Below are 22,895 nucleotides of genomic sequence, written 5' to 3'. Positions count from 1 at the left end.
AGTCGGTCGTTGCCGCGCCCGATCGTCCCCGTGACCGGCGCCGGCCCGCCGACCCGTCAGATGCGGCCCTGGGTCCAGCGCGTGAGAGGCCCGTGCGTCTGGCGCTCGGCCCGGCGGCCCCACGCGTACGACGCCGCGCTCAGCGCGGTGAGGCCCGCGCCCACACCGGCGGCGAGCACCTTGCGTTGGGCGACCACCGCCGCGGCCGTCCTGGCCGTGGCGGCGGCCGTCTTGGCCGTGGCCGCCACCTGACCCGATGCCGTGATGAGCGCCTGGCGCCCCGATTCGACACCCCGAGCCGCCGTGCGGGCGGCCGCGCCGGTCGCCTCGGCCGCTCGTTCGGTCCCCGACTTCGCGGCGGACACCGCGTCGTCCGAGGTCGCCACCGCCTTCTTCGCCGCGCGGCCGGCCGGTGCCGTCGCCTTCTCCGCCGTCCGCCGGGCCTTCTCGGCGGTCTCCTGCTCCGACACGGCCTGCTTGCCCGTCTCCCTGCTCGATTCAGTCATGGGCTTCGCGTTGCCCGTGCCTCCCACGGCAAACCTGCCGGTTCCCCCGCACCCCGCCGGAACGCGCTCCAGGACACCGCCCGTCGCCGACCCGGCGTGTCGATCAACGCGCTTCCGTAACCTGGTTCAGGTACGGCAGGCTGTGACCGTGAGCGCGCCCTTACAGCAACCGCCGGCCGGAGTCGGCGGGGATCACGTCGACTTCCACGACAGCGTCTTCACCGGTCCCGTCGTGGGCAAGCAGCACATCCATCACCACCCACCCCGCCCTCCTGCCTCATGGCCGCACCAGGTCGGGACGCTACCGGCGGCAGCGGGCTTCTTCCAGGAGCGGGGCGAGGCCGGCCGGCTCCGCGATGCGCTGACGGTCGGTGGCGAGGCGGTGCTGGTGGGGCAGGGCACCGCGCACGGTCAGGTGTTGGCCGGGATGGGCGGGGTCGGCAAGACCCAGCTTGCCGCCGACTACGCCCGCACGCTCTGGCAGACCGGCCGGCTTGACGTGCTGGTCTGGATCACCGCGGACACCAGCACCGCGGTCGTGACCGGGTACGCGCAGGCCGCCGCGGAGTTGCTCGGCACCGATCCGGCCGACCCGGTCGGCGCCGCCCGCGCGTTCCTGGCCTGGCTGGAACCCAAGGCCCAGGGAGTGTCCTGCCGGTGGCTGATCGTGCTCGACGACATCACCGATCCCGCGGACATGCGGGGGTGGTGGCCGCCGGCCAGCCCCCACGGCCGTACCCTGGTCACCACCCGACGCCAGGACGCCGCCCTCACCAGTCACGGGCGCCGCATGATCCCGGTCGGGCTGTTCACGCGGACCGAATCCCTGGCCTACCTCACCGCCGCACTGGACGCCCAGGACCGCCACGAAGACACCGGGCAACTCCTGGGCCTGGCAGAGGACTTGGGGCACCTGCCACTCGCCCTGTCGCAGGCTGCCGCCTACCTCATCGACACGGGCCTCGCCGTGAGCACCTACCGGTCCCTGCTGGCCGACCGCACCCGGACCCTCGCCGACGCCGCACCCGAGGCCCTGCCCGACGACCAGTCCCACCCCCTGGACGCCGCCTGGTCCCTGTCCATCGACCGCGCCAACGCCCTTCGCCCCGTCGGCCTGGCCCGCCCCCTGCTCCAGATCGCCGCCTTCCTCGACCCCAACGGCATCCCCGAAACCGTTCTGACCAGCCGGCGTGTCCTCGACCATCTCACCGCCGGCACCGGCACCGACCCGCGACCGGCCTCCGTCAGCGCCGAACAGGCGCAGCAAGCTCTGGGCGCGCTGCGCCGGCTCAGCCTCGTCGACCGCACCACTCGCGACACCGGGCACTCGGTAGTCCGGATCCACCAGCTCATTCAGCACGCGGTCCGCGACACGCTCACCACGAGCCAGTACGACCGGACCGCCCGCACCGCGGCCGACGCCCTCCTGGCCGTCTGGCCCGACATCGAACGCGACACCGCCCTCGCCCAGACTCTGCGTTCCAACACCGCCGCCCTCACCAGGTACGCGCAGCGCGCGCTGTACCGACCTGACGCCCACGGGGTGCTGTACCGGGCGGGACGCAGTCTTGGAGAGGCCGGGCAGGTCACCGCCGCCCGCGACTATTTCCAGCGGTTCACCGACACCGCCACCGCCTATCTGGGCGCGGACCATCCGGACACCCTGACCGTCCGCGGTTACCTCGCCCGGTGGAGGGGAGAAGCAGGGGAGGCGGCCGGCGCCGCCACAGCGTTCACCGGGCTGCTGGTCGACCTGACGCGCGTACTGGGGCCGGACCACCCCGACACCCTCACCGTGCGCAGCTACCTCGCCCAATGGCGCGGGAAAGCAGGGGACGCGGCCGGCGCGGCAGCGGCGTTCGCCGAGCTCCTGGAGGACATGACGCGGGTACGTCACGCCGACGACCCGGACGTCCACACCGTCCGCAGCTATCTTGCCCGATGGAGGGGGGAGGCGGGGGACGCGGCCGGCGCCGCCACCGCGTTCGCCGAACTCCTGGACGACCTGGTGCGGGTACGCCACGCCGACGACCCGGCCGTCCTCATCGCCCGCGGTCACCTCGCTCAGTGGCGGGCGGAGGCGGGGGACGCGGCCGGCGCCGCCACCGCCACAGTCGAACTGCTGGACAACCTGGAGCGTGTGCTGGGACCCGACCACCCGGACACCCTGACCGCCCGCGAACATCTCGCTCTGTGGCGTGGGGAAGCCGGGGACCCGGTCGGCGCCGTCACCGCACTCACCGAACTCCTGGACGACATGACGCGGGTTCTGGGCCCCGACCACCCGCACACCCTGACCGCCCGCGGGAACCTCGCTCTGTGGCGAGGGACGGCAGGCGACCCGGTCGGCGCCGCCACCGCACTCGCCGAACTCCTGGACGACATGAGGCGGATCCTGCGCCCCGACCACCCGGACATCCTCATCGCTCGTGGAAACCTCGCCCGGTGGCAGGCTCATGCGGGGGACCCGGCCGGCGCCGCCACAGCGCTCACCGAGCTCCTGAACGACCTGGTGCGCATCCTGGGACCGGACCACCCCAATACCCTCGCCGCCCGTACCAACCTCGCCGATGCACAGGGGCGAGCAGGAGACGCGGCCGGCGCCGCCACCACACTCGCCGAGCTCCTCGACGACCTGATACGGGTACGAGGACGCCATCATCCCAGCATCCTCGCCACCCGCAGCTCGCTCGCCCACTGGCGAGGCGAAGCAGGGGACGCGGCCGGCGCCGCCGCGGCGATCGCCGAGCTTCTGGAGGAGCGGAGACGCGTGTTCGGACCCGACCACCTCCGCACGCTGATCGCCCGCAACAATCTCGCCTACTGGCAGCAGATGGCGCGAAAAGGCGATCGCGCCGGTGGTTAGCCGGGGGACTTGGGGATCGGTCTGCCGTGGCGAGGGGCGTCTTTCCGCGTCCTCCGCCGTCCCCGGCTCAGCCACCGAGCGGTGCACGGCGACCCTGGCACTCGATCTGCCACGCTAGGGACGCCCGCCGACGTCCTCCGCCGTCCCCGGCTCAGCCACCGACCGGTGCACGGCGACCCTGGCACTCGATCTGCCAGGTTAGGGACGCCCGCCGGCGTCCTCGGCCGTCCCCGGCTCAGCCATCGACCGGTGCACGGCGGCCTTGGCGCTGTCCGGCAGGACCTTGTTCGCCAGCCCCTGGGCCTTGGTCTTCAGCGAGCCGGTGACCTTCTTCTCGCGTCCGTGCGTGATCGCGTCGAACGCCTGGCGGGCCACGTCGTCCGGGTCGTCCTTGTCCGTGGTGCCGACCTTGGTGTCACCCATGCCGGCCCGGCGGAAGAAGTCGGTGTCCGTCGGCCCGGGCATGAACGCGGTGACCGTGACGTCCGTGTCCTCGACCTCGTTCTGCAGTGCCTCGGCGAAGGACTGCACGAACGACTTCGAGGCGTTGTAGACCGGTTGGAAGGGCCCGGGCATGGTCGCGGCGATGGAGGACGTGAACGCCAGTCGGCCCGAGCCGCGGCGGAGCATGTCGCGCAGCAGCGGCTTGGCGAGCCGCACCGTGGAGGTCACGTTCAGATCGATCACGGAGAGGTCGTCGGCCAGGTCGGTGTCCACGAAGGCTCCGCCCTGACCCACCCCGGCGTTGAGCACGACGATGTCGACCTCCAGGCCGATGGTGGCCGCGACCAGCCGGTCCACGCCCGCCGCCTCGCGGAGATCGGCCCGTACGGCGCGGACCCCCGCGCCGGTCTCACGCAGCCGCAGCGCGGCGTGCTCCAGGCGGTCGTCCTCGGCGTTGATCAGCAGGTCGTAGCCATGCTCGGCGAACTGTCTGGCCAGTGCGTATCCGATTCCGCTGGAGGCCCCGGTCACCAGGGCCAGCGGCTTGTCATCGTCCATGTGGTCCGGAGTAACCACCGTCGCCTGCGCCCAACCGTGCGGGGCGCGGAAGTCTTGCTCGGCCACACGGGGCCGCCCCGTACCGCCTCGGAGCCGGAGCCGGCGCCGGCCAGGCTGATCCTCGATGCCCGCGACGGGCGCGCCGTCAGTCCCGGTCGATGTGCTCCTGCAGGATCTTGCGGTTGGTCGCGTCGATGTCGTAAGTCGTCTTGTTCCAGTCGTCGGTCGTGACGACGTCGACGGACCACGTCGGGGTGCCCCCGTCGGAGTCGTCGAGTTCGACGGCGGTGACGGTGCCCTTGGTCTTGTCGGTGGCGGTCTGCGCCGCCTGTTGCGCGGTCACGGTGGCCTTCTTCAGCCAGTCGGCCAGCTCGCGCTTGTCGTCGTCGTCCTGGTCCGTCTCGGTCCGCGCCTTGCCGGCCTTGCCGGTGAGCGCGTCGACGCGGACGGTACTGGCGGCGCCGTCGGCCGTGGCAACCTCCGTCTTCCACCGGGGCCGGTCGGGCGTGCCCTTGAGTTTGATCGAGACCGGCTCGGACTTCGGTACCGCCGCGACCGCGGCGCGCAACGCCTGCTCGTAGCCGGTCTTGACCTTGGGGATGAGCTCCTTCCGCTCCGTCTGGTCCTCGGTGAGGCTGCTCGCGCTCGCCGAGGGCGAGGAGGACGTCGCGGCTATCCGGGCGGCCTCGGCGGCACCGGTCCGCGCGGCATCGCCGGCGTCGTTGCCGCATCCCGTGAGCAGGGCGCCGGCCGCGGCCGCCGCGGAAAGGAGAGCCGTGCCACGCGGGACCGACAGCTCCTTACCCTTCGCAGTCAACTCGTCACATTTAGTTGCCATATGGGCAGCCTAAGCGAGATGTCCGTCCGGTGCTTGGCGGAGGCCGGCACGGCCACGGAGGCCGGCGACGCCTCATGTGGACACGCGAGACCTCTCCGGGGCCGCAACCGGTGAGCCGGCCCCCAGTGCCAGGGGAAAGTCCGCGGGGAGTCGACGGGGGACGAGGACACGGCCGAGTGCCGGTAGGCGGTGCCCACGGCGGTCACGCCCACCGCTTCGCCGGTCGCGATCGTGGTCGGCCGGTCGTCCGCAGCAGGGGCCTCGACCAACGGTTCCGGCGCTGTGCCGATGACCGACTCCGCACCCCTCGGGCAGCCGCCCGGACGGGTTCCGTGGCAAGCCGGGGGATGTGTGCCCGTTCGGGGCGAGGGAACTTGTCCGGCCCGGGTGCGGCCCGGTGAGAGGAGGCGAGGTGACAGCGTCGACGTCAGCCGCGGACGGCAGGGAGCCGGCCGCCGGGGAGGACGGGTACGAACCGGATCCCAACCGGTGGCATGCCCTGTGGGTCACGCTGGTGGCCGGCTTCATGAGCCTGCTCGACGTCACGATCGTGGCGGTCGCCCTGCCCACCATCCAGCGCGACCTGCACGCCTCCCCCGCGCAGGTGCAGTGGGTGGTCTCCGGCTACGCCCTGGCCTTCGCCCTCGCCCTCGTCACCGCCGGCGTCTCGGCGACGCCCTGAACCGGCGCCGTATCTTCCTGCTGGCCCTCAGCGGCTTCGTGATCTTCAGCGCGGCGTGCGGGGCGGCCCCGGACATCACGCTGCTGGTGGTGGCCCGCCTCGCCCAGGGCCTCGCGGCCGGTTTCATGGCGCCCCAGAACTCCGCGCTCATCCAGCAGATGTTCCGGGGCGCCGAGCGCGGTCGCGCCTTCGGCTTCTTCGGCGCCACCGTCGGTGTCTCCTCCGCCGCCGGCCCGATCACCGGCGGCGCCATCCTCGCGCTCGCCTCCGGCGCCCAGGGCTGGCGGTGGATCTTCTACGTCAACGTCCCCATCGGCATCCTCGCCGTCCTGCTGGGCCGCCGCCTGCTCCCTCGCGTCCGTCGGTCCGGGCGGGGTCGAGTGGACGTGCCCGGCGTGCTGCTCCTCGGTCTGGGCGTCCTCGCACTCATGTATCCGCTGGTGCAAGCCGAATCCGGCGGCCTGAGCCGCCTGTGGTGGCTGTTCCTCGTCGGCGCCGCGCTCCTCGTCGCCTTCACCCGGTGGCAGCGGCGCCTCGTCAACCGGGGTGCCCAGCCGCTCCTCGACCCGCGTCTGTTCACCACCGTGCGCGGCTACGCCGTCGGGGCCGGCATCGGCACGCTGTACTTCATCGGCTTCAGCGGTGTCTGGCTGGTCTTCGCCCTCTTCTACCAGCGCGGCCTCGACTTCTCCCCGCTGCGGTCCGGGCTCGCCGTGACCCCCTTCGCCCTCGGCTCGGCGAGCGCGGCCGTGCTCTCGGGCCGACTGGTGGAGCGGTACGGCCGCCTGCTCACCGTGTGCGGGCTCGCGGGCGTGATCGCCGGCCTGGGCGGCACCGCGCTGCTGCTCCGCTTCGCGTCCCTCCACATGGCTCCCTGGGTCGCCGCCCCCGTGCTCTTCCTCGGCGGCATCGGCAGCGGCTTCGTGGTCTCCCCCAACATCACCATGACCCTCCGGGACGTGCCGGTGCGCATGGCGGGCGCGGCGGGCGGTGCCCTGCAGACGGGGCAGCGGCTGGGCGCCGCGCTGGGGACCGCCGCCCTGCCCGGCCTCTTCTACCTGGTGCTCGGCAGGAGCCACGACTATCGCGGCGCACTCGTCACCGCGCTGGGCGCCGGTCTCGTCGGCATGGCGGCGTCCCTGGCTCTCGCGACGTTGGACTGGCAGCGCGACCGGCGGACGCACAAGCGGCACCGGAAATGCCCCGACGAGGTGGCCAACGACCCCGTGCACGCCAGGCAGGGCTGACCGACCCTCACCCCGCCGGGTCCCGACCCCGCGGAGCCGCCCTGATCCGGCCCGGCGGCCTCGCGGAGCCGCCCGGATCCGGCCCGCCCGCCGGGCACCGGTCACGAGTCAACAGTCACGGCCCGGACCGGGCCACAGGTGACCCGCCGGCCGTTCCCGCCCCAGAGCACGCCACAGAGCCGGCCTCGGGGAACATCGGTACAGCGGTTGGCGCTGAGAACGATCATGGTCAGGGCGCGAGTGTGCTGACCCGGTTTTCGTGGCGACCGCGTCGCCGTCATGCACGGAGTCGTCGAAGTACTCGGTGGTGTCGGCGTCCCGTCCTGGGCCGGGCGGCAGCCCGCGGCCCCGTCGGCCTGACGAGGATGCTGTAGACAGTGGCGGGCGACCGATGGCCGCTTCCCGTGATTCTTGGCCGAAAGGCCAGGCACGGAAGGAGCTGAGCACCTCGAAGGCTGGTGATACCGCCAGCCTTCGAGGTCTTGAAGGCTCAGTATCTCCACTGTTTACCAGGGAATTCCGCCCCATGAGCGGGGCGAGGCCAGGTGTGAGTTGTAGGTAGTGCAGTATGCGTACGAGGTGGTGCCAGATGCCGCGGCTGCACCCTGGGCGGTGCGTCCGTTCGCACACTTGGCCCAACCTACGAAGGTGCTGCCCGTGCACTTGATGCCCGCAGTGTTGCCGTCATCGAATACCTTGGTGCACGGCAGCGCGGACGGGCCTTGAGGAGCCGCCGACACGGATGACGCGGAGGTCGCTACGCTCGCCCCAACCAGGGCGAGCGTAGCGAACGCACTTGCCAACACACGCTTCATTGGAACACCTTTCCGACTCGCGATTGTGGGGCTCATCGCCCCGCGCAAAAGGCATCCTCATGTCGGTCCGGGCGAATAGCCAGATATACGTGGAATGCTTGACCGGAAGTCAGGCATAACTGACTATTGAGGCCCCCTTGACGCGCCGAAGCCCGAGCTGAAGGGTGGACGCGCCGCGATCGCCGAGGCGTACCCGCACCCACCCTTTCCGGCCCCGCCTAGGGCTGTATCTGGTTGTGATCAGAGGGTGGTTCGCGTGAGGCTGTCGATCCAGATCATGGACGCGCGGAGATGCAGGCCGGCGAGGTAGCTCTGCGGGGTCTTGTCGTAGCGGGTGGCAATGCCGCGCCAGGCTTTCAGTTTGTTGATCAGGCGCTCGACGGTGTTCCTCTCCTTGTAGAGGCCGGTGTCGTGGCCGACGGGCCGACCGCCTCGGCTGCCCTTCTTCTTCCGGTTGGCGGCCTGGTCCTTCTTCTCCGGGATGACCGTCTTGATCTGACGTCGTCGCAGGTAGGTGCGGTTGCCGCGGGACGAGTACGCCTTGTCCCCGGCGACGGGGTCGGGCCGGGTGCGGGGACGCCCGACTGGTTGGCGGACCCGCACCTTCTTGAGGACCGGGATGAACTGCGGGCTGTCGGCGGCCTGCCCGGCGGTCAGAATGAGGGCGAGCGGGCGGCACTTGCGGTCGGCGGCGATGTGGATCTTGCTGGTCTGGCCGCCGCGCGAGCGCCCGAGCAGGGCGGCCTTCAGCCGGAGTCGGCGTCGACGCCACAGGCGGCGCCGCTCCTCACGGACAGGATCGGTGTCACTGGAGTGCCCGGCCAGATCGCGGCACAGGGTGCAGACGGCCTCAGATATTGGTCACAACCGGACGAAGGCCCCATCGGCTCGGTCAGTCGGCCAGCGCCGCGAACTCCGCGTTGGCACGCTCGGTGACCAGGGCGAGGACGCGACCGGCGGCGGCCAGGTCCTCGGCGGATATCCCGCCCCAGACGCGGGCGGTGACGGGGGCGGTCGACGCGCCGACGGCGGCGATCAGCTCGCGCCCCGACTCCGTGGCACGAAGGTGAGCGCCGTCCACGGCGAGCAGTTGGTCGGCCAGCAGCTCGTCGAGGGTGGTGCGGATGTCGGCCGGGTCCGCCTTGAGGGAGGACCGGACCTGGGCGACGAGGTCGTCCGGCGTCCGCGGGGCGTCGGCGGTGACGGCCGCGCGCAGGGTGACCTGCTGCTGGAACGTGATGCCGTGCCGGGCCAGGACGTGCTCCAGGAGGCTGCGGGCGGCGTAGTGGGCCAGACCCAGGGCGCGGGCGTCCGCGACGGGTGCGGTGGTGGATGCGGTGGTGGTCATGATGTTGCCCCCTGAGTGCTCTCGTTGTTCGGTAGAGATGGAGTGAGAGGCGTGTCGAGCAGGGCCGTCAGCTCGTCGGTGAAGGCGCGCGTCCGTGGGGCGTCGAGCCCGCCGAGCGGCTCCAGCAACTGCTGGTGCAGTTCCTGCACCACGTCGATGGCCTGCCGCGTGACGGCCTGCCCCTGCCCGGTGAGGGCGAGCTGTACGGCGCGCGGATCGCGGGGATCGCGGGTGCGCTCGATCAGCTCGGCCGACTCCAGGGCGCGCGCCAGCTTCGAGACGTACAGCGCCTCCAGGCCGGTATGGTCAGCGAGTTGCCGCTGACTGGGCCGCTCACCGGCCTGCTGCATGCCGTACAGCGACGCCACCAGCGAGTACTGCGCATGCGTGAGCCCCAGCGGAGCCACCGCCCGATCGACGGCGACGCGCCACTTGTTGGCGAGCCGCCACACCAGGAAGCCGGGCGTGGGGCCCGGTGAAACCTTGCTCATGCCAAATAGAGTACATGGCTACTATCTCCATGGCTACTATTTTCTTGCGGCTGTGACGGCGCACCCGACTCGGCACCGCGACGGGCTGAGGGAACCTCCGGCGAGACCGCTTCCGTCCGTCACATGATCAGGACTGAAGACAGGCCCTAGTCCTGCCCGCTCCCGTCGTCGTCCTCGTCCAGCTCCGGTCCGTCCGGGTCGCGCAACGGGCGCGGGCGCCGGCGGCCGGGACACTGGCGGTGAAGCTGTAACGGCCGAGCAGGTTCAGGTTGCGGTGCTTGAGCGGCGAGAGCCGGGCGATGTCCTCTTCCCGGATCTCATAGCCCTCGGCCTGCAGTTGGGTGACGGCGGCGTCGATGTAGCGCGTGGTCCGGAGCACGATGGCGTTGAGGACCAGGCCGAGCGCGCCGAGCTGGTCTTATCCGAACTAGCCCAGCTCGGCGGCAGGTGCGCCTGCGAGCCGTCGTTCACCACGGAAAGTTAGTCGTGAAGAAGTTGGGTGGACGGGTTCCGTCGGGCGTGTCGTGCACGTCGTCCGCGCTTTGCAGTCTTACTGGGAGAGCGCGTAGGTCCGGACGGGGTCGAGGTGCAGTTCGAAGGGCCCGAAACAGTCGGCCGCGAGGGTCGCGACCGGAGCGCCGCAGGGGCAGGCCCGGTTGAGTCCCTCGTCGCCTGTCGGTCCGCAGCACCCACTGCTGTTCTCCCAGTTGGGCAGTGGCTGAAGGCCGGCGGCGTCATCAGGGTGCACCAGCACCGTGTGTCGGCTGCCGACCGAGATGACGAAGCCTTCTTCACGGCAGACCAGAGGTCCGCGCGACTGAGCCGGCTTCGGGTCCTCCTGATCGTCCTGCACGACGTAGGGAGGCCCCCAGGGCTCGGGATCGATCGCGTAGTGGCCCCGCGGAACAGTGGCAGGTGCCCGGCGTGTCTCCTTGTCCCGGTCGCGCTCGTCGTCGGAGACCTCAGGGACGGCGGCAAGCTCGGCCAGCTCGGGCGTGATCGCGGAGCCGCACTTGGAACAGAGGAAGACGGTCATCCCCTCGTTGTAGTGCTCAGGACTACCCCTTCGCACCCTCGTTTCGCTGCTCGGAGCCGATGCGCGCGACGACGCCACGGAGATCAGGCATGCCCAGGTGGACGGTGGTGTGCCGGGCCGCGAGGTCACGCATGGCGGCGAGCTTCTGCTCGGCGGCGGCGAGGCTGGCCTCGATCGCGGCGACCTCGCCGAGCCATCCCTGTTCCTTGGCCTCCTGAAGCCGGTGGAGCAGGTTCGCGTGGATCTCCTCCAAGCGGGGCATCTGCTCGGGATCGGGCCGCAGGACAGGGCAGCGGATGCAGGCGTGTTCGTGGACGCAGGGGGTGCCGAAGTCGCTCGGGACGGGTCGGCTCCTCGGCGAACTTCCCGTACGCCTCGGCCTGCTCATCAGTCAAAAACTCCACCGGCACGAGCGGACCGTAGCCAGCCCGGGAACCCGCCCGGCGATCTTTCCGCGAACCCCAGCGGAGCCTCCAGCCAGTGTGCTAGCCGACCATGATCGATCTCAGCGCCAACCGCTGTACCGATGTTCCCCGAGGCCGAGAGCCCGTCATCCCCGCGTGAGGCCGCGCGGCAGGGCCATCAGGGTGGACCAGAGCCGTGTCGGGCTGGTGACGTGTGTGCGGTTGGCCATGCTGGGCCGGGAGCGGCCCCCCTCTCGGCGACAAGGAGCACGGCATGCCGGCGGATTCCCTCGAACGATTCCTCGCGGCACTGGACCCCGATCACCGGGAAGCCGTGGCCGCGAAGCCGCGCGAGGAGCAGGACCAGCTCGCGGCGGCCTGGGAGCGGGAACTGGAGTCGGACGACGAGCTGGACACCCTCGACGAGTTGTCCCCGCCGGCCGCGGAGGCCGAGGCGGCGCGCCGCGTGATGGAACGCGGAGCCGGCTAGAGCGCCGCCGCTCCGGCCCGTAGGGTCGACCGCGTGACACTCTCCACAGAAGAACGAGAGCAGTTTCTGGCGGAGCCGCATATCGGGGCGCTGTCGGTGGTCGAGGGGCCGGACCGCGCCCCGTTGACCGTTCCCATCTGGTACCAGTACACGCCGGGCGGCGAACTGTGGGTGCGAACGGGGCCCGATTCCCGCAAGGCGCGGGCGATTCGCTCCGCAGGCCGTTTCAGCCTCATGGTGCAGCGCACGGAACCGACCGTGCGCTACGTGTCGGTGGAGGGGCCGGTCGTCAGGACCGCACCCGACAGCCATGAACTGTCCTGGGCGATGGCCGCGCGGTACCTCCCGCAGGACAAGGTCGCCGCCTTCGTGGAATACGACCGGACCCGGCTCGGCGAGCACTTCGTCATCTACATGCGCCCCGAACACTGGGTCGCCGCCGACCTCGGAGCCTTCTGAGAACAGGCACCGGACTGTTCGCGAACCCGACCCACCCTGCGGCGCAGTGCGTCGGCGAGGGCGAGCCCCGGATAGATGTGGCCGCCGGTGCCACCGGCACCGATCACGACGGAGAGCGGAGTTTCCATGCCCGGCACGGTCCCGGGCCGTCCTAAGAGGCTTCTAAGAGGGCTCTTTGGCAGGCTGGGTCCATGAACACCGCAGCTCAGGACCCCGCTCGCGCCGTCGCCGCACGTGTGCTCGTCGTCGACGACGACCCGGAGGTACGCGCCGCCCTGGAGGACGGACTGACCTTGGAGGGCTTCACCGTCCACGGCGCGGCCGACGGACATGCCGCTCTGGCAGCCGTGGCGGACTGGGAGCCGGACGCCTTGGTGCTGGACGTGATGATGCCGGTGGTGGACGGGCTGGCCGTGTGCCGGCGGCTGCGGGCGCTCGGCGACCGTACACCGATCCTCGTGCTGACCGCGCTCGACGCGGTCAGCGACCGGGTGGACGGCCTGGACGCGGGCGCCGACGACTACCTGGTGAAACCGTTCTCGCTGGACGAGCTGGCGGCGCGGCTGCGCGCTCTGCTGCGCCGCGCCGGACCCGGCGAACCGCCCGAGCCGAGCGGCCTGCGCTTCTGCGACCTGGTCGTCGACCCCGAGAGCCGTACGGCGGTGCGGGCGGGGCGCCGACTGGAGTTCACCCGCACCGAATGGGCCCTGCTGGACCTGTTGCTGCGCCACCCCGGCCAGGTCCTGGAACGGGAGACGATCATGCGCTGGGTGTGGGGCCGGGACCTCGGCCCCGACTCCAACTCGCTGGCCGTCTACGTCGGATACCTGCGCCGCAAGCTGGAGGCCGAAGGCGCCTCCCGCCTCGTCCACACGGTGCACGGCATCGGTTACGTGCTGGACGAGCGATGACGCGGCCCCGACGGACCGCCGCCCGCCGCTGCGCCGCCGACTGGCCATCACGGCGTCGGCCGCGGTGGCGGGCGTGGCGCTGGCCGTGTGCGCGGGCGCCTACGCCGTCACCGTCTACACCCTGCACCGCCAGTTCGACCTACAGCTGACGCAGGCGGCGACCCTGGCGATCCTGCAGTACCGGCAGGAGGGGCCCGGGGTGCAGGCGGGCGAGTGCCGTTACCTGGCCGCACCCGCCTGCGCCCAGCTCGTGCCCGCTTCGGCGGCGGACGACCCGCGCCACGGCTATCTGCTGCCCGTCACCGACGCGGTGCGCCAGGTGGCCGGCCGGCAGCGGGCGCCCTACCACAGCACTGCCTCGGTGGCCGGTCATCCGGTACGGGTGCTCACCACTCCGGCACGCGAGGGGCTGGCGATGCAGGTGGCGCTGCGCTCCGACGGGGTGCGCCGGGCCGAGCGCCAGTCAGCGGCGCTGCTGACCGCGATCGGCGGCGCCGGTGTGCCGGTGGCCGCGCTGCTGGGTTACTGGGTGTCCCGTTCGGGGCTGGCTCCCGTGACCCGGCTGACCTCGACGGCGGAGCGGATCACCGCCACCCGTGATGCCGGGTTGCGCATCGAGCTGCCGGCCGCGGAGCGCGGCCGCGAGGACGAGATCACCCGGCTCGCGGTCAGCTTCAACACCATGCTCGACGCCCTGGAGGAGTCCCTCGCCGCGCAGCGGCGGCTGGTCGCCGACGCCTCGCACGAACTGCGCACCCCGCTGACGGCGCTGCGCGCCAACGCGGAGATCCTGCTGCGGTCGGAACAGCTGACCACGCGTCAGCGGGAGCGGGCGACGGGCGCGCTCACCCGCCAGCTGCGGGAGGTGACCACCCTGGTCAACGATCTGATCGACCTGGCCCGTGACGAGGAGCCCCACCAGGCCCTCGAGCCGGTGCGGCCGGCCGCGCTCCTGGAGCACACCGTGGCCGCCGCCCGCGACCACTGGCCGCACGTCGCCTTCACGCTGGACACCGACCCGTCGGCCGCGTCCGCCATGGCCGCCGCCGTTCCGAGCCGCATGACGAGGCTGTTCTCCAATCTCCTGGACAACGCGGCCAAGTTCTCCCCGCCGGGCGGCCAGGTCGAGGTCGCCGCGCTCCGGTCGGCCGACGGCAGGCGACTGGAGATCACCGTCCGCGACCACGGCCCGGGTATCGACCCCGCCGACCTCCCCCATGTCTTCGACCGCTTCTACCGGGCCCGGACCGCTCGCGCCCTCCCCGGCTCCGGCCTGGGCCTGGCCATGGCCCGCCAGATCGCGCACACCCACCGGGCCGAACTGACGGCTCATCAGGCTCCGGGAGGAGGCGCGCTGTTCCGCATCGCGCTGCCGGTCGAAGCACGCCGGTGAGCCGACCTCACCACCGGGGCGATGCCACGGGCGGGGTTCCGCGCCGTGGGCGCGGAAACGGTCTGCTCGCCTTCTGGTCGCTGATCCACGTCCCCGATGCCGCCGTCCCCGGGGTTCTCGGTCACTTCCGGCGGGTGCTGCGTCCCGGCGGGCCGCTGTTGCTCGGCTTCCACGTCGGCGAGGAGACGCGGCTGAAGGCGGAGGGCTACGGCGGCCACCCGATGAACGTCCACGTCCACCTCCGCCGGCCCGACCGGGTGGCGTCCTGGCTGGGCACCGCCGGGTTCACGGTCGAGGCCCAGCTGATGCTCGACCTCGACGAGCGCGTTCCCGGGGCGGTCCTCTTCGCACGCCGGTAGGCGTGTGCCGCCGGCCTGTGCGAGCAGGCCCTGCGACAGCGTCCACCGACGATCAGCCGGCCGCCGGGGCGGAGGACGGGGCCGAAGGAGCCCAGGATCGCGTGCGTGGCGGTGTGGGAGACGTCGATGAACTCGTCGGCCCGCTCCGCCTGCGACTCCTCGGGCAGCAGGCGGGCGACCGCGTCGGAGAGGACGATGTCGACGCCTCCGTACCGTGCCCGCAGGTCCTCGGCGATTCCCCCGGCCGGGGGCCGGCGCGTGACGCTGTCCGCGTCCCTCGACACGCTCGGTCCCCGACCGCCGGGCGGCCTGCCCGTCTTTACCGAGGGGACCCCCTGGGCAGGCCGCCGGTGCCCGGTGGGGCCGGGTTACAGCGCGCGTTCCAGACGGTCCGCCATCAGCTGGACGAACCTGGCCGGCTCCTTGGGCTGACCGCCCTCGGCGAGCACCGCCAGACCGTGCAGGAGCTCGGCGGTCTCGGCCAGCTCCGTGCGGTCCTCGCGCTCCCGGTACGCCTGGTTGAGGCCCTTCACCAGCTGGTGGTCCGGGTTGAGCTCCAGGATCCGCTTGGCGCGGGGCACCTCCTGGCCCATCGCCCGGTACATGTTCTCCAGGGCCGGGGTCAGGTCGTTCGCGTCGGAGACGACGCAGGCCGCGGAGACGGTGAGGCGGGAGGACAGGCGGACTTCCTTGATGTCCTCGTCCAGCTGTTCCGTCATCCAGCCGAGCAGACCGGCGTACTCCTCGCTCTGCTTCTCCCGCTCGCCGTCGGAAGTGTCCTCGCCCTCGGCGTCGAGGTCGATCTGCCCCTTGGCGACGGACCGCAGCTTCTTGCCCTCGTACTCGCCGACGGCGTCGGCCCACACCTCGTCGACGGCGTCGGTGAGCAGCAGCACCTCGATACCGCGTTCCCGGAACGCCTCCATGTGGGGGGAGTTCTCGATGCTCTGCCGCGACTCGCCGGTCAGGTAGTAGATGTCCTCCTGACCGTCCTTCATCCGCTCCACGTACTGCTTGAGCGTGGTCGGCTCGGTGTCGTCGTGCGTGCTGGCGAACGACGCGACGGCGAGGATGGCGTCGCGGTTCTCCGAGTCGGTGATCAGCCCTTCCTTCAGGACCGTGCCGAACTCCCGCCAGAACGTGGCGTACCGGTCCCGGTCCTTGGCCATCATGTCCTTGACCGTGGACAGGACCTTCTTCGTCAGCCGTCGCCGCATCATCTCGATGTGGCGGTCCTGCTGGAGGATTTCGCGGGAGACGTTCAGCGAGAGGTCGGCCGCGTCGACCACGCCCTTGACGAAGCGGAGGTACGGCGGCAGCAGCGCCTCACAGTCGTCCATGATGAACACGCGCTTGACGTACAGCTGTACGCCACGTTTGGCGTCGCGCGTGAACAGGTCGTGCGGGGCGTGCGCGGGCAGGAACAGCAGGGCCTGGTACTCGAAGGTGCCCTCCGCCTGGAGCCGGATCGTCTCCAGCGGATCCCGCCAGTCGTGGCCGATGTGCTTGTACAGCTCGTGGTACTCGTCGTCGGACACCTCGTCCCGGGACCGTGCCCACAGCGCCTTCATGGAGTTGAGCGTCTCGGGTGCGGGCGCCTCGCCGCTCTCGTCGCCGGTGCCGGAAGCCTCGGGCACCATCCGGATGGGCCAGGTGATGAAGTCCGAGTACCGCTTGATGATCTCCCTGATCTTCCAGGGGGAGGTGTAGTCGTGGAGCTGGTTCTCGGGGTCGGCGGGCTTGAGGTGGAGTACGACCGACGTGCCCTGCGGCGCGTCGTCGACCGTCTCCAGCGTGTACGTGCCCGCGCCCCGTGACGTCCACCGGGTGCCCTGGCTCTCGCCGGCGCGCCGGGTCAGCAGGGTGACCTCGTCCGCCACCATGAAGCCGGAGTAGAACCCGACGCCGAACTGGCCGATGAGCCCTTCCTCCCCGGCCGCGTCCTTGGCCTCCCGCAGTTCCTGGAGGAACTTCGCGGTGCCCGAGTTGGCGATCGTGCCGATGAGCTGCCCGACCTCGTCGTACGACATCCCGATGCCGTTGTCCCGCACGGTGAGCGTACGGGCGTCCTTGTCGATGTCGATCTCGATGTGCGGGTCGGACACGTCGGCGTCGAGCGAGTCGTCCCACAGCTTCTCCAGACGCAGCTTGTCCAGCGCGTCGGAGGCGTTGGAGACGAGCTCCCGCAAGAAGACATCCTTGTTCGAGTAGACCGAGTGGATCATCAGCTGGAGCAGCTGACGGGCCTCTACCTGAAACTCAAACGTCTCGGTCGGCATGTTCGCGATTACCTCACAGATCCTGTCGCCGGAACTGGCGGCAGCCACTGTAAAACACCACGTCAAGGCAGTGGCCGGATTACGGGGACAGTGGCTGGATCCATACCGTCCGTCCCGGGACCCGGGCCCCGGGACCGGCCCGGGACACTCCCGCGGTCATGACCGTCGGCTCCCTGGGTACCCGGCAGGTCCCGACCGGGTCAGCTGCGCAGGCCCGCGGGGCTTCGGACAGTCAAGCAAGTGAACGGAGGCGCAGAGATGAGCAAGGTCAAGGAAGCCGTGGAAGTCGACGTCCCGCTCCACACCGCCTACAACCAGTGGACCCAGTTCGAGGACTTCCCGAACTTCATGGAAGGCGTCGAGGAGGTCACACAGCTGGACGAACGGCACAATCACTGGACCATGAAGATCGGCGGGGTGCGCCGGGAGTTCGACACCGAGATCGTGGACCAGCTGCCCGACGAGCGCATCACGTGGCGCACCATCAGCGGCGACACCAACCAGAGGGGCTCGGTCCGCTTCCAGCGCCTGGACGACACCCACACCAAGGTCGAGCTGGTCATGGACATCGAGCCCAGCGGAGCCACGGAGAAGGCCGCGGACCTGCTCGGGACGATCGACCGGCGCGTCAAGGGTGACATGGAGCGGTTCAAGAGCTTCATCGAGGACCGCGGCGGGGAGTCCGGCGGGTGGCGCGGCCGGATCCGGCCCGGGGGTGCCGACCCGGTCCTCTGATCGCCGGTCCCCGGACGCGGCAGGGCCGGCCGGCCCGGTGCCGGCCATGATGTGGTCGACGGTCTCCCGAGGAGAACCGTCGGCGCCGACCACCACCTCGTAGCTGCCGGGCAGCAGGTCGAGAGGGCGGAACCGGTCACGCAACTCGCCTCGCCCTACTCGCCCGCCTGTGACGTGGTCGCAGGCGGGCGAGGGTCCGCACGGGCCCTGCGGCGGTTTCGCCCCGTTGCCGGAACAGGGCCGGTGGGGCCCGGTCACCGGTGCGGCTCAGTTCGGGTTGTCCCCGTGCGTCAGGGTCTCCCACGCGATGAAGAGGTTGTTGCTGCCCGCCGGGCGGTTCTGTCCGGTCAGGGTCTGGGTGTTGGTCATGGCGACGCCCAGGCGGTTGTGCAGGGCGTTGTATCCGACCTCGGTGACCGGGCCCAGCCCCCGCTTCACCGTGCCACCGCACAGCCAGCTCGGGGCGGTGGTGCCCAGTTCGTACGTGGACTGGAAGCCGAGCGCCTGCCGCAGCCGCTCGCCGACGTCGGTGCCGTACAGGTCCTGCCCCTGGATCCGGCTCGTCTCGGCGACGTGCGAGATGGCGGAGATGCCGTATCCGGTGTGGGTGAAGTCGCGGCAGGTCTCCTGGGTGAGTCCGGTGACGAACGTGGACTGGCCCTGCCAGTAGGAGACGATCTTGTCGCGGGTGTTCAGGTTCTGGCTCGGGACGGTCTTCGGCAGCTCGCCGTCGGAGGCGAGGTACACGTAGGCGGCCGTGCGCGTACGGAACTTCGTCATGGCGGTGTCGTACGACGCCTTGTCCTCCAGGAAGACGGAGATGCCGACGGCCGCCTCCATCATCGACAGCTCCCAGTTGCCGTTGGAGTTGGAGCCGTTGATGATCTCAGGGAGATAGACGTCGCGGAGCAGGGTCGCGAACCGGCCGGACTCGGCCCATGTGCCGGTGTACGTGTACTTGATGATCTCGGCGGCCTTCGGCCAGGAAGAGCCCGCCCACCCCGTCTGCAGCGGGGCGTTGCTGTTGGTGTGGTCCTTGAGCACGGCGGACCAGGCGTCCATCAGCTCGATCGCCTTCTTGGCGTAGCGCTCGTCCCGGGTGATGTACCAGGCGAGCGCGTCCGTGTACGCCGCGATGGCGTCCTCACGTTCGTCCGTGCAGCCGTAGTTGGGATTGGAGTACGAACCGCACTCGACGACGGCGCGGGGCTTGGGCGTGCGGCTGAGGCTCGCGTACCCGCTCGCCATCATCTGGTCGTACGCGCCCTTCCAGGGCTGGGCGCCTGCCTGCACCTTGCCGCGCACGAAGTCGAGTTGGGCGCGTGAGACGGTGACGCCGGGGTGTGCGAACACGGCGGGAGCGGCCTGCGCCCGCTGGGTGCCCGGCAGGGCGAGGAGCCCGGTGGTGAGCACGGTGGCCGCCGCCGTGAGGGCGAGAGCGGAACGCGGGGACTGACGACGGCGCCGGGCGGGTATGTCCTTGTCCTGCATCTGATCCGTCCTCATATGTGAACAGCGTGCGGCTTCTTGAACGCTCGGGTTGACGAGACCATAGGTACGGACCATGCACCCGTCAAGTAGGCGGGAAGAGGCCGGCTGTCGCAGGGGACCGCGACCAGCGCGGCCCGGACACGCCCGGGGAGCGTGCCCAGTGGCCGCCCGTACGGGAAGTCCGGGGTGTCCAACTGACCCGAGGTTCCAGGGCAGATCGCCCTGGGCACGGCCCACCTGACTCTTCCCCCCGGCGGCGCGGTGGTGGAGACTCCGCCCAGCCGGGCGGTGCCGTCGACCGGTCGTCCCACTCCCCCGCCTCCGACCCCCAAAGGGCTGCCCCCATGCCGATATCACCAGCCGTGCCACGGCTCGCCGTCGCCGCCCTGGGCCTCCTGCTCACAGTCACCACGACCACCGCGGCCTCGGCCGCCACACCGCCGCGCCCGGTCCCCGCCGGGATCGTCACCGCGGTGCCGTACCCGGCGCCGCGCTCCACGCCCGCCCGGACCGCCGTCGACGCGACGGACCAGGCCGCCTGGTACGCGCCCTTGTCCACCCGGGGCCGCTACGTCGTCGACGCCCACGGCGACCGGTTCCGCCTCAAGGGCGCCAACTGGGACGGGGCGCAAGGCTCGTGGACCGGCAGCGGCAGCGCCGACGACCCCGCCGACCACCACGCCGGGCAGGACTCCCACGGCATACCGCTCGGCCTGGACCGCGCACCACTGTCCCGACTGCTCGCCGACTTCCGCGCGCTGGGCGTCAACACCATCCGGCTGCCGTTCTCCAACGAGATGATCCACAGCACGGTGCCCGTGCCGGACAGCGCCGTGACGGCCAATCCCCCGCTCCGCGGCAGGACACCGCTGGAGATCTACGACGCCGTCGTCGAGGCGCTCAGCGAGAGCGGTTTCGCCGTCATCCTCAACAACCACACCAACACGTCCCGGTGGTGCTGCGGCATCGACGGCAACGAGCGCTGGAACAGCGGGCAGTCCACCGACCAGTGGGCGGACGACTGGGTGTTCATGGCCCGCCGCTACGCCTCCGTCCCCCGCGTGGTCGGCGCCGACCTGTACAACGAGGTCCGGCGGGACGTGCTGGACGACCCCAACTGGGGGCTGGGGGACGGCCACGACTGGTACCGCGCCGCCCAGATCGCCGCCGACCGCGTCCTCACCGAGGCGAACCCACGTCTCCTCGTCGTGATCGAGGGCATCAACTGGACCGGTGTGCCCGTGGACGGCCTGCCGCACGGCCGGCCCGTGCTCACCCCCGCCCGCACCCTCTCGCACACCCTCGTGGACTCCCACAAGCTGGTCTACTCCGCCCACTTCTACGGCTACACCGGGCCGCACCACAGCGGCGCCACAGGCATCGGCGAGACCCATGACGCCCGCTACCAGGACCTCTCCCGCACCGAGTTGTCCGCGGCCCTCGACGACGAGGCGTTCTTCGCGGAGGAGACCGGACGGCACTACACCGCACCCGTCTGGGTGAGTGAGTTCGGTATCGGTTCGAGCGAGAAGAACGCGGCGGCCCGCACCTGGTTCGACAACGTCACCGACTACTTCACCGACCACGACGCCGACTTCGCGTTCTGGCCCCTGGTCGGCTTCGAGGGCCACGACGACTGGGCACTGCTGCGCTACGACAGCGCCGGTCAGCGCTCCGGCATCCTCGACGGCGGCGACTGGCGCGCCACCGCGTGGCAGCGTCTGATGACCACGCCCGGCAAGACCGGAGCCGTGGCCTCCGTCCCCCTCTGGCACATGCTCAGCACCGATCACGGGGACGCGGTGGCGTCCCTGCGGGTGCGCGCCACGGGGGACTGGGACGCGGGGGCCCACAAGGCCGCCTGCCCCGACGGTTCGCGACTGGCCGGGCTGAGCCACACCGGTGGGCGCGGCCTGTGCACCGACGTGGGCACGGGAGATCTGCGCGGCGCCGAGGCCCGGCAGACGGTCGTCACCGACGAGCGCCACGTACCGGCCGGTGGCGACTGGGCGTCCGGTTACACCAAGTACCAGTGCCCTGCCGGGGAGTTCCTCATCGGCTACAGCCTGCGCGGTGAACGCCTGTCGGCCGCGCTGTGCGCCCCGGCACGGACCGCCCTGTCGGGCGCCGGGCGTACGGTGTGGTTCGACCGGTCCGACAACCGTCCCGCCGACGCGGCCGGCGCAGACTTCGCGTACGGCCGCTACAAGGGGCAGTGCGCGGCCGACGAGTACGCCGCCGGGATCGCCTTCACCACCCGGGCGGGCAGTCCTCCCGGCCCCGCGGCCCTGCTGTGCCGCACCCTCCCCTGACGCGGCCCGCCCAGGCGCCCCGGTCGGGGCGGGGACACCGTGTCCGGCGCGACACCCGGCGCCCTCAGGCCAGGGACTCCCGGATCCGGCGCAGCATGTCCTCCAGGATGCCCTTGGAGGTCGCGAAGTTGAGCCGTACGAAGCCGTCGCCCCCCGGACCGAAGGTGCGGCCGTCGTTGAGCCGGACCCGGGCCCGGTCCAGGAAGAAGGTGTACGGGTCGGTGTCCAGCTCCAGGCCGCGGCAGTCCAGCCAGGCGAGGAACGTGGCCTCCGGGATCCGGTACCCCACGGCCGAAGGGAGCCGCTCACGCACCAGCGCGGCGTTGCGCGCCAGGACCGCCATCAGCTGCGACAGCCAGGCTTCCCCTTCCCGCCAGGCGGCCAGTGTGGCCGCGACACCGAAGGTGTTCGGCTCGCCGTACAGATGGCCGGGGTGCGCCAGGGCCTCACGCACCTCGGCCGCGCCGACATGGGCGACGGCGCAGCGCACCCCCGGCACGTTGAACGCCTTCGTCGCCGAGGTCAGGGTCACCGTGCGCGCAGCCACCTCGGCCGAGAGCGAGGCGAACGGGATGTGCCGGCGGGGGGCGTACGCGAGATCGGCGTGGATCTCGTCCGCGACGACCAGCAGACCGTGGCGCAGCGCGAGCCGCGCCAGCGCCTCCAGCTCTTGCCGGCGCAGCACATGCCCCGTCGGGTTGTGCGGGTTGACCAGCAGCAGCACCCGCGAGGACCCCTCCGCCAACTCCCGGTCCAGCCGGTCGGTGTCGAAAGCCCAGCCGTCGCCGTCCGGCGCGTACGGCACCGGGTGCAGGCGCCGCCCCATGCTGTCGATGGTCTCCAGGAACGGCGGGTAGGTGGGTGTGTGCACCACGACACCGTCCCCCGGCCGCGTGGCGACGTTCAGCACGGCCTGGAGTCCCTGGTTGATGTCGGTGAACTCCCTGACGTGGCCGGGATCGAGCACCCAGCCGTGGCGTGCCCGCATGCGCTCGGCGAAAGCGGCGCGCAGCGGGTTCCCGGCGGACCGTTCGTCCCAGGAGGGATAGCCGAGGTCGTCCTCCACGCAGCGCAGCAGGGCCTCACGTACGCCGGGGGCGGGCGGGAAGTCCATCTCCGCGATCCACGCCGGAAGCACGTCCGGCTCGACCTGGCTCCACTTGGCTCCCGGGCGACGGTACAGCGCGCGGACGTCGAGGTCATCGAACATGAAGTGCCTTTCTGCTGCCGT

18 protein-coding genes and 5 pseudogenes are annotated in these 22,895 nt (G+C 71.2%); 9 read left to right on the top strand and 14 right to left on the bottom strand.

Features of this window, described 5'->3' with window-relative positions:
• Positions 1-56 precede the first annotated feature (56 nt).
• On the bottom strand, positions 57-506 hold the full coding sequence (locus ACIGYR_RS06385; RefSeq protein WP_391837224.1) for a hypothetical protein: 450 nt from the start codon (positions 504-506) through the stop codon (positions 57-59).
• A 148-nt stretch (positions 507-654) separates the two neighbouring features.
• On the opposite strand from ACIGYR_RS06385, the gene ACIGYR_RS06380 reads away from it, so the two are divergent.
• Positions 655-3,372 (top strand): NB-ARC domain-containing protein, encoded by a 2,718-nt coding sequence (locus ACIGYR_RS06380; protein WP_399601823.1) that lies wholly within the window; start codon positions 655-657, stop codon positions 3,370-3,372.
• 198 nt (positions 3,373-3,570) lie between these two features.
• Here the strand turns inward: ACIGYR_RS06380 and ACIGYR_RS06375 are convergent, their stop codons facing one another.
• Together ACIGYR_RS06375 and ACIGYR_RS06370 are read right to left on the bottom strand one after the other, a co-directional pair.
• Positions 3,571-4,374 (bottom strand): SDR family NAD(P)-dependent oxidoreductase, encoded by an 804-nt coding sequence (locus ACIGYR_RS06375; protein WP_399601821.1) that lies wholly within the window; start codon positions 4,372-4,374, stop codon positions 3,571-3,573.
• A 145-nt stretch (positions 4,375-4,519) separates the two neighbouring features.
• Positions 4,520-5,191, bottom strand: a complete 672-nt coding sequence (locus ACIGYR_RS06370; RefSeq protein ID WP_399601819.1) for a PepSY domain-containing protein — start codon at positions 5,189-5,191, stop codon at positions 4,520-4,522.
• Between the two features lie 433 nt (positions 5,192-5,624).
• Here ACIGYR_RS06370 and ACIGYR_RS06365 point away from each other — a divergent pair.
• Positions 5,625-7,141 (top strand): annotated as a pseudogene (locus ACIGYR_RS06365) (MFS transporter).
• 1,055 nt (positions 7,142-8,196) lie between these two features.
• Here the strand turns inward: ACIGYR_RS06365 and ACIGYR_RS06360 are convergent.
• The 6 genes and pseudogenes from ACIGYR_RS06360 to ACIGYR_RS06335 all read right to left on the bottom strand — a co-directional run.
• Positions 8,197-8,742: pseudogene (locus ACIGYR_RS06360) on the bottom strand (IS5 family transposase); the annotation flags it as partial.
• A 106-nt stretch (positions 8,743-8,848) separates the two neighbouring features.
• The gene (locus ACIGYR_RS06355) at positions 8,849-9,304 is read right to left on the bottom strand and encodes a MarR family transcriptional regulator (RefSeq protein ID WP_399601817.1); all 456 of its coding nucleotides are present in this window, start codon (positions 9,302-9,304) and stop codon (positions 8,849-8,851) included.
• Entirely contained in the window at positions 9,301-9,795 is a 495-nt protein-coding gene (locus tag ACIGYR_RS06350) for a MarR family winged helix-turn-helix transcriptional regulator (protein WP_399601814.1), read from the bottom strand. The genes ACIGYR_RS06355 and ACIGYR_RS06350 overlap by 4 nt, the downstream gene beginning before the upstream one ends.
• 127 nt (positions 9,796-9,922) lie before the next feature.
• Positions 9,923-10,213 (bottom strand): annotated as a pseudogene (locus ACIGYR_RS06345) (Tn3 family transposase); the annotation flags it as partial.
• A 132-nt stretch (positions 10,214-10,345) separates the two neighbouring features.
• Entirely contained in the window at positions 10,346-10,831 is a 486-nt protein-coding gene (locus tag ACIGYR_RS06340; protein WP_399601811.1) for a hypothetical protein, read from the bottom strand.
• Positions 10,832-10,853: 22 nt separating this feature from the next.
• Positions 10,854-11,219, bottom strand: coding sequence for a hypothetical protein (locus ACIGYR_RS06335; protein ID WP_399602373.1), 366 nt, complete (start codon positions 11,217-11,219; stop codon positions 10,854-10,856).
• A gap of 290 nt (positions 11,220-11,509) precedes the next feature.
• On the opposite strand from ACIGYR_RS06335, the gene ACIGYR_RS06330 reads away from it, so the two are divergent.
• Positions 11,510-11,725, top strand: a complete 216-nt coding sequence (locus ACIGYR_RS06330; RefSeq protein ID WP_391837247.1) for a hypothetical protein — start codon at positions 11,510-11,512, stop codon at positions 11,723-11,725.
• A gap of 33 nt (positions 11,726-11,758) precedes the next feature.
• Positions 11,759-12,184, top strand: a complete 426-nt coding sequence (locus tag ACIGYR_RS06325; protein WP_399601808.1) for a pyridoxamine 5'-phosphate oxidase family protein — start codon at positions 11,759-11,761, stop codon at positions 12,182-12,184.
• Positions 12,185-12,216: 32 nt separating this feature from the next.
• Here ACIGYR_RS06325 and ACIGYR_RS06320 read toward each other — a convergent pair.
• Positions 12,217-12,312 (bottom strand): annotated as a pseudogene (locus ACIGYR_RS06320) (glycosyltransferase); the annotation flags it as partial.
• Positions 12,313-12,375: 63 nt separating this feature from the next.
• On the opposite strand from ACIGYR_RS06320, the gene ACIGYR_RS06315 reads away from it, so the two are divergent.
• The 3 genes from ACIGYR_RS06315 (at position 12,376) to ACIGYR_RS06305 (ending at position 14,847) form a co-directional block, all read left to right on the top strand.
• Entirely contained in the window at positions 12,376-13,095 is a 720-nt protein-coding gene (locus ACIGYR_RS06315) for a response regulator transcription factor (protein ID WP_399601806.1), read from the top strand.
• Between the two features lie 64 nt (positions 13,096-13,159).
• Positions 13,160-14,488: an ATP-binding protein gene (locus tag ACIGYR_RS06310; RefSeq protein ID WP_399601803.1), complete on the top strand. Its 1,329-nt coding sequence runs from the start codon at positions 13,160-13,162 to the stop codon at positions 14,486-14,488.
• Positions 14,485-14,847, top strand: coding sequence for a hypothetical protein (locus ACIGYR_RS06305; protein ID WP_399602370.1), 363 nt, complete (start codon positions 14,485-14,487; stop codon positions 14,845-14,847). Before ACIGYR_RS06310 ends, ACIGYR_RS06305 begins: the two co-directional genes overlap by 4 nt.
• 47 nt (positions 14,848-14,894) lie before the next feature.
• On the opposite strand, the pseudogene ACIGYR_RS06300 reads toward ACIGYR_RS06305, so the two are convergent.
• Positions 14,895-15,080, bottom strand: a pseudogene (locus tag ACIGYR_RS06300) (carbonyl reductase); the annotation flags it as partial.
• A gap of 135 nt (positions 15,081-15,215) precedes the next feature.
• On the bottom strand, positions 15,216-17,126 hold the full coding sequence (gene htpG / locus ACIGYR_RS06295) for a molecular chaperone HtpG (RefSeq protein WP_399601800.1): 1,911 nt from the start codon (positions 17,124-17,126) through the stop codon (positions 15,216-15,218).
• 258 nt (positions 17,127-17,384) lie between these two features.
• Between htpG and ACIGYR_RS06290 the strand changes: the two genes are divergently transcribed.
• Positions 17,385-17,861, top strand: a complete 477-nt coding sequence (locus tag ACIGYR_RS06290; RefSeq protein ID WP_391837259.1) for an SRPBCC family protein — start codon at positions 17,385-17,387, stop codon at positions 17,859-17,861.
• Positions 17,862-18,128: 267 nt separating this feature from the next.
• Here the strand turns inward: ACIGYR_RS06290 and ACIGYR_RS06285 are convergent, their stop codons facing one another.
• Positions 18,129-19,352 carry an alginate lyase family protein gene (locus ACIGYR_RS06285; RefSeq protein WP_399601796.1) on the bottom strand — a complete coding sequence of 408 codons (1,224 nt, stop codon included), beginning with the start codon at positions 19,350-19,352 and terminating at the stop codon, positions 18,129-18,131.
• 344 nt (positions 19,353-19,696) lie between these two features.
• On the opposite strand from ACIGYR_RS06285, the gene ACIGYR_RS06280 reads away from it, so the two are divergent.
• Positions 19,697-21,664 (top strand): glycoside hydrolase family 5 protein, encoded by a 1,968-nt coding sequence (locus ACIGYR_RS06280; RefSeq protein WP_399601795.1) that lies wholly within the window; start codon positions 19,697-19,699, stop codon positions 21,662-21,664.
• Between the two features lie 64 nt (positions 21,665-21,728).
• Here ACIGYR_RS06280 and ACIGYR_RS06275 read toward each other — a convergent pair whose 3' ends face one another.
• Positions 21,729-22,874, bottom strand: coding sequence for a MalY/PatB family protein (locus ACIGYR_RS06275; RefSeq protein WP_399602349.1), 1,146 nt, complete (start codon positions 22,872-22,874; stop codon positions 21,729-21,731).
• Positions 22,875-22,895: the final 21 nt, after the last annotated feature.

Source organism: Streptomyces sp. NPDC053076 (genome assembly GCF_044546845.1).
Taxonomy (GTDB): domain Bacteria; phylum Actinomycetota; class Actinomycetes; order Streptomycetales; family Streptomycetaceae; genus Streptomyces.
Note: the sequence above shows the minus strand (reverse complement) of the source record. Positions and strands in the feature narration are given on the sequence as shown.

Coding starts and splice junctions, on each gene's coding strand:
- ACIGYR_RS06315 (WP_399601806.1), top strand. CDS start 12,376: ATGAACACCGCAGCTCAGGACCCCGCTCGCGCCGTCGCCGCACGTGTG.
- ACIGYR_RS06275 (WP_399602349.1), bottom strand. CDS start 22,874: ATGTTCGATGACCTCGACGTCCGCGCGCTGTACCGTCGCCCGGGAGCC.
- ACIGYR_RS06290 (WP_391837259.1), top strand. CDS start 17,385: ATGAGCAAGGTCAAGGAAGCCGTGGAAGTCGACGTCCCGCTCCACACC.
- ACIGYR_RS06285 (WP_399601796.1), bottom strand. CDS start 19,352: ATGCAGGACAAGGACATACCCGCCCGGCGCCGTCGTCAGTCCCCGCGT.
- ACIGYR_RS06350 (WP_399601814.1), bottom strand. CDS start 9,795: ATGAGCAAGGTTTCACCGGGCCCCACGCCCGGCTTCCTGGTGTGGCGG.
- ACIGYR_RS06340 (WP_399601811.1), bottom strand. CDS start 10,831: ATGACCGTCTTCCTCTGTTCCAAGTGCGGCTCCGCGATCACGCCCGAG.
- ACIGYR_RS06330 (WP_391837247.1), top strand. CDS start 11,510: ATGCCGGCGGATTCCCTCGAACGATTCCTCGCGGCACTGGACCCCGAT.
- ACIGYR_RS06335 (WP_399602373.1), bottom strand. CDS start 11,219: ATGAGCAGGCCGAGGCGTACGGGAAGTTCGCCGAGGAGCCGACCCGTC.
- ACIGYR_RS06385 (WP_391837224.1), bottom strand. CDS start 506: ATGACTGAATCGAGCAGGGAGACGGGCAAGCAGGCCGTGTCGGAGCAG.
- htpG (WP_399601800.1), bottom strand. CDS start 17,126: ATGCCGACCGAGACGTTTGAGTTTCAGGTAGAGGCCCGTCAGCTGCTC.
- ACIGYR_RS06375 (WP_399601821.1), bottom strand. CDS start 4,374: ATGGACGATGACAAGCCGCTGGCCCTGGTGACCGGGGCCTCCAGCGGA.
- ACIGYR_RS06355 (WP_399601817.1), bottom strand. CDS start 9,304: ATGACCACCACCGCATCCACCACCGCACCCGTCGCGGACGCCCGCGCC.
- ACIGYR_RS06280 (WP_399601795.1), top strand. CDS start 19,697: ATGCCGATATCACCAGCCGTGCCACGGCTCGCCGTCGCCGCCCTGGGC.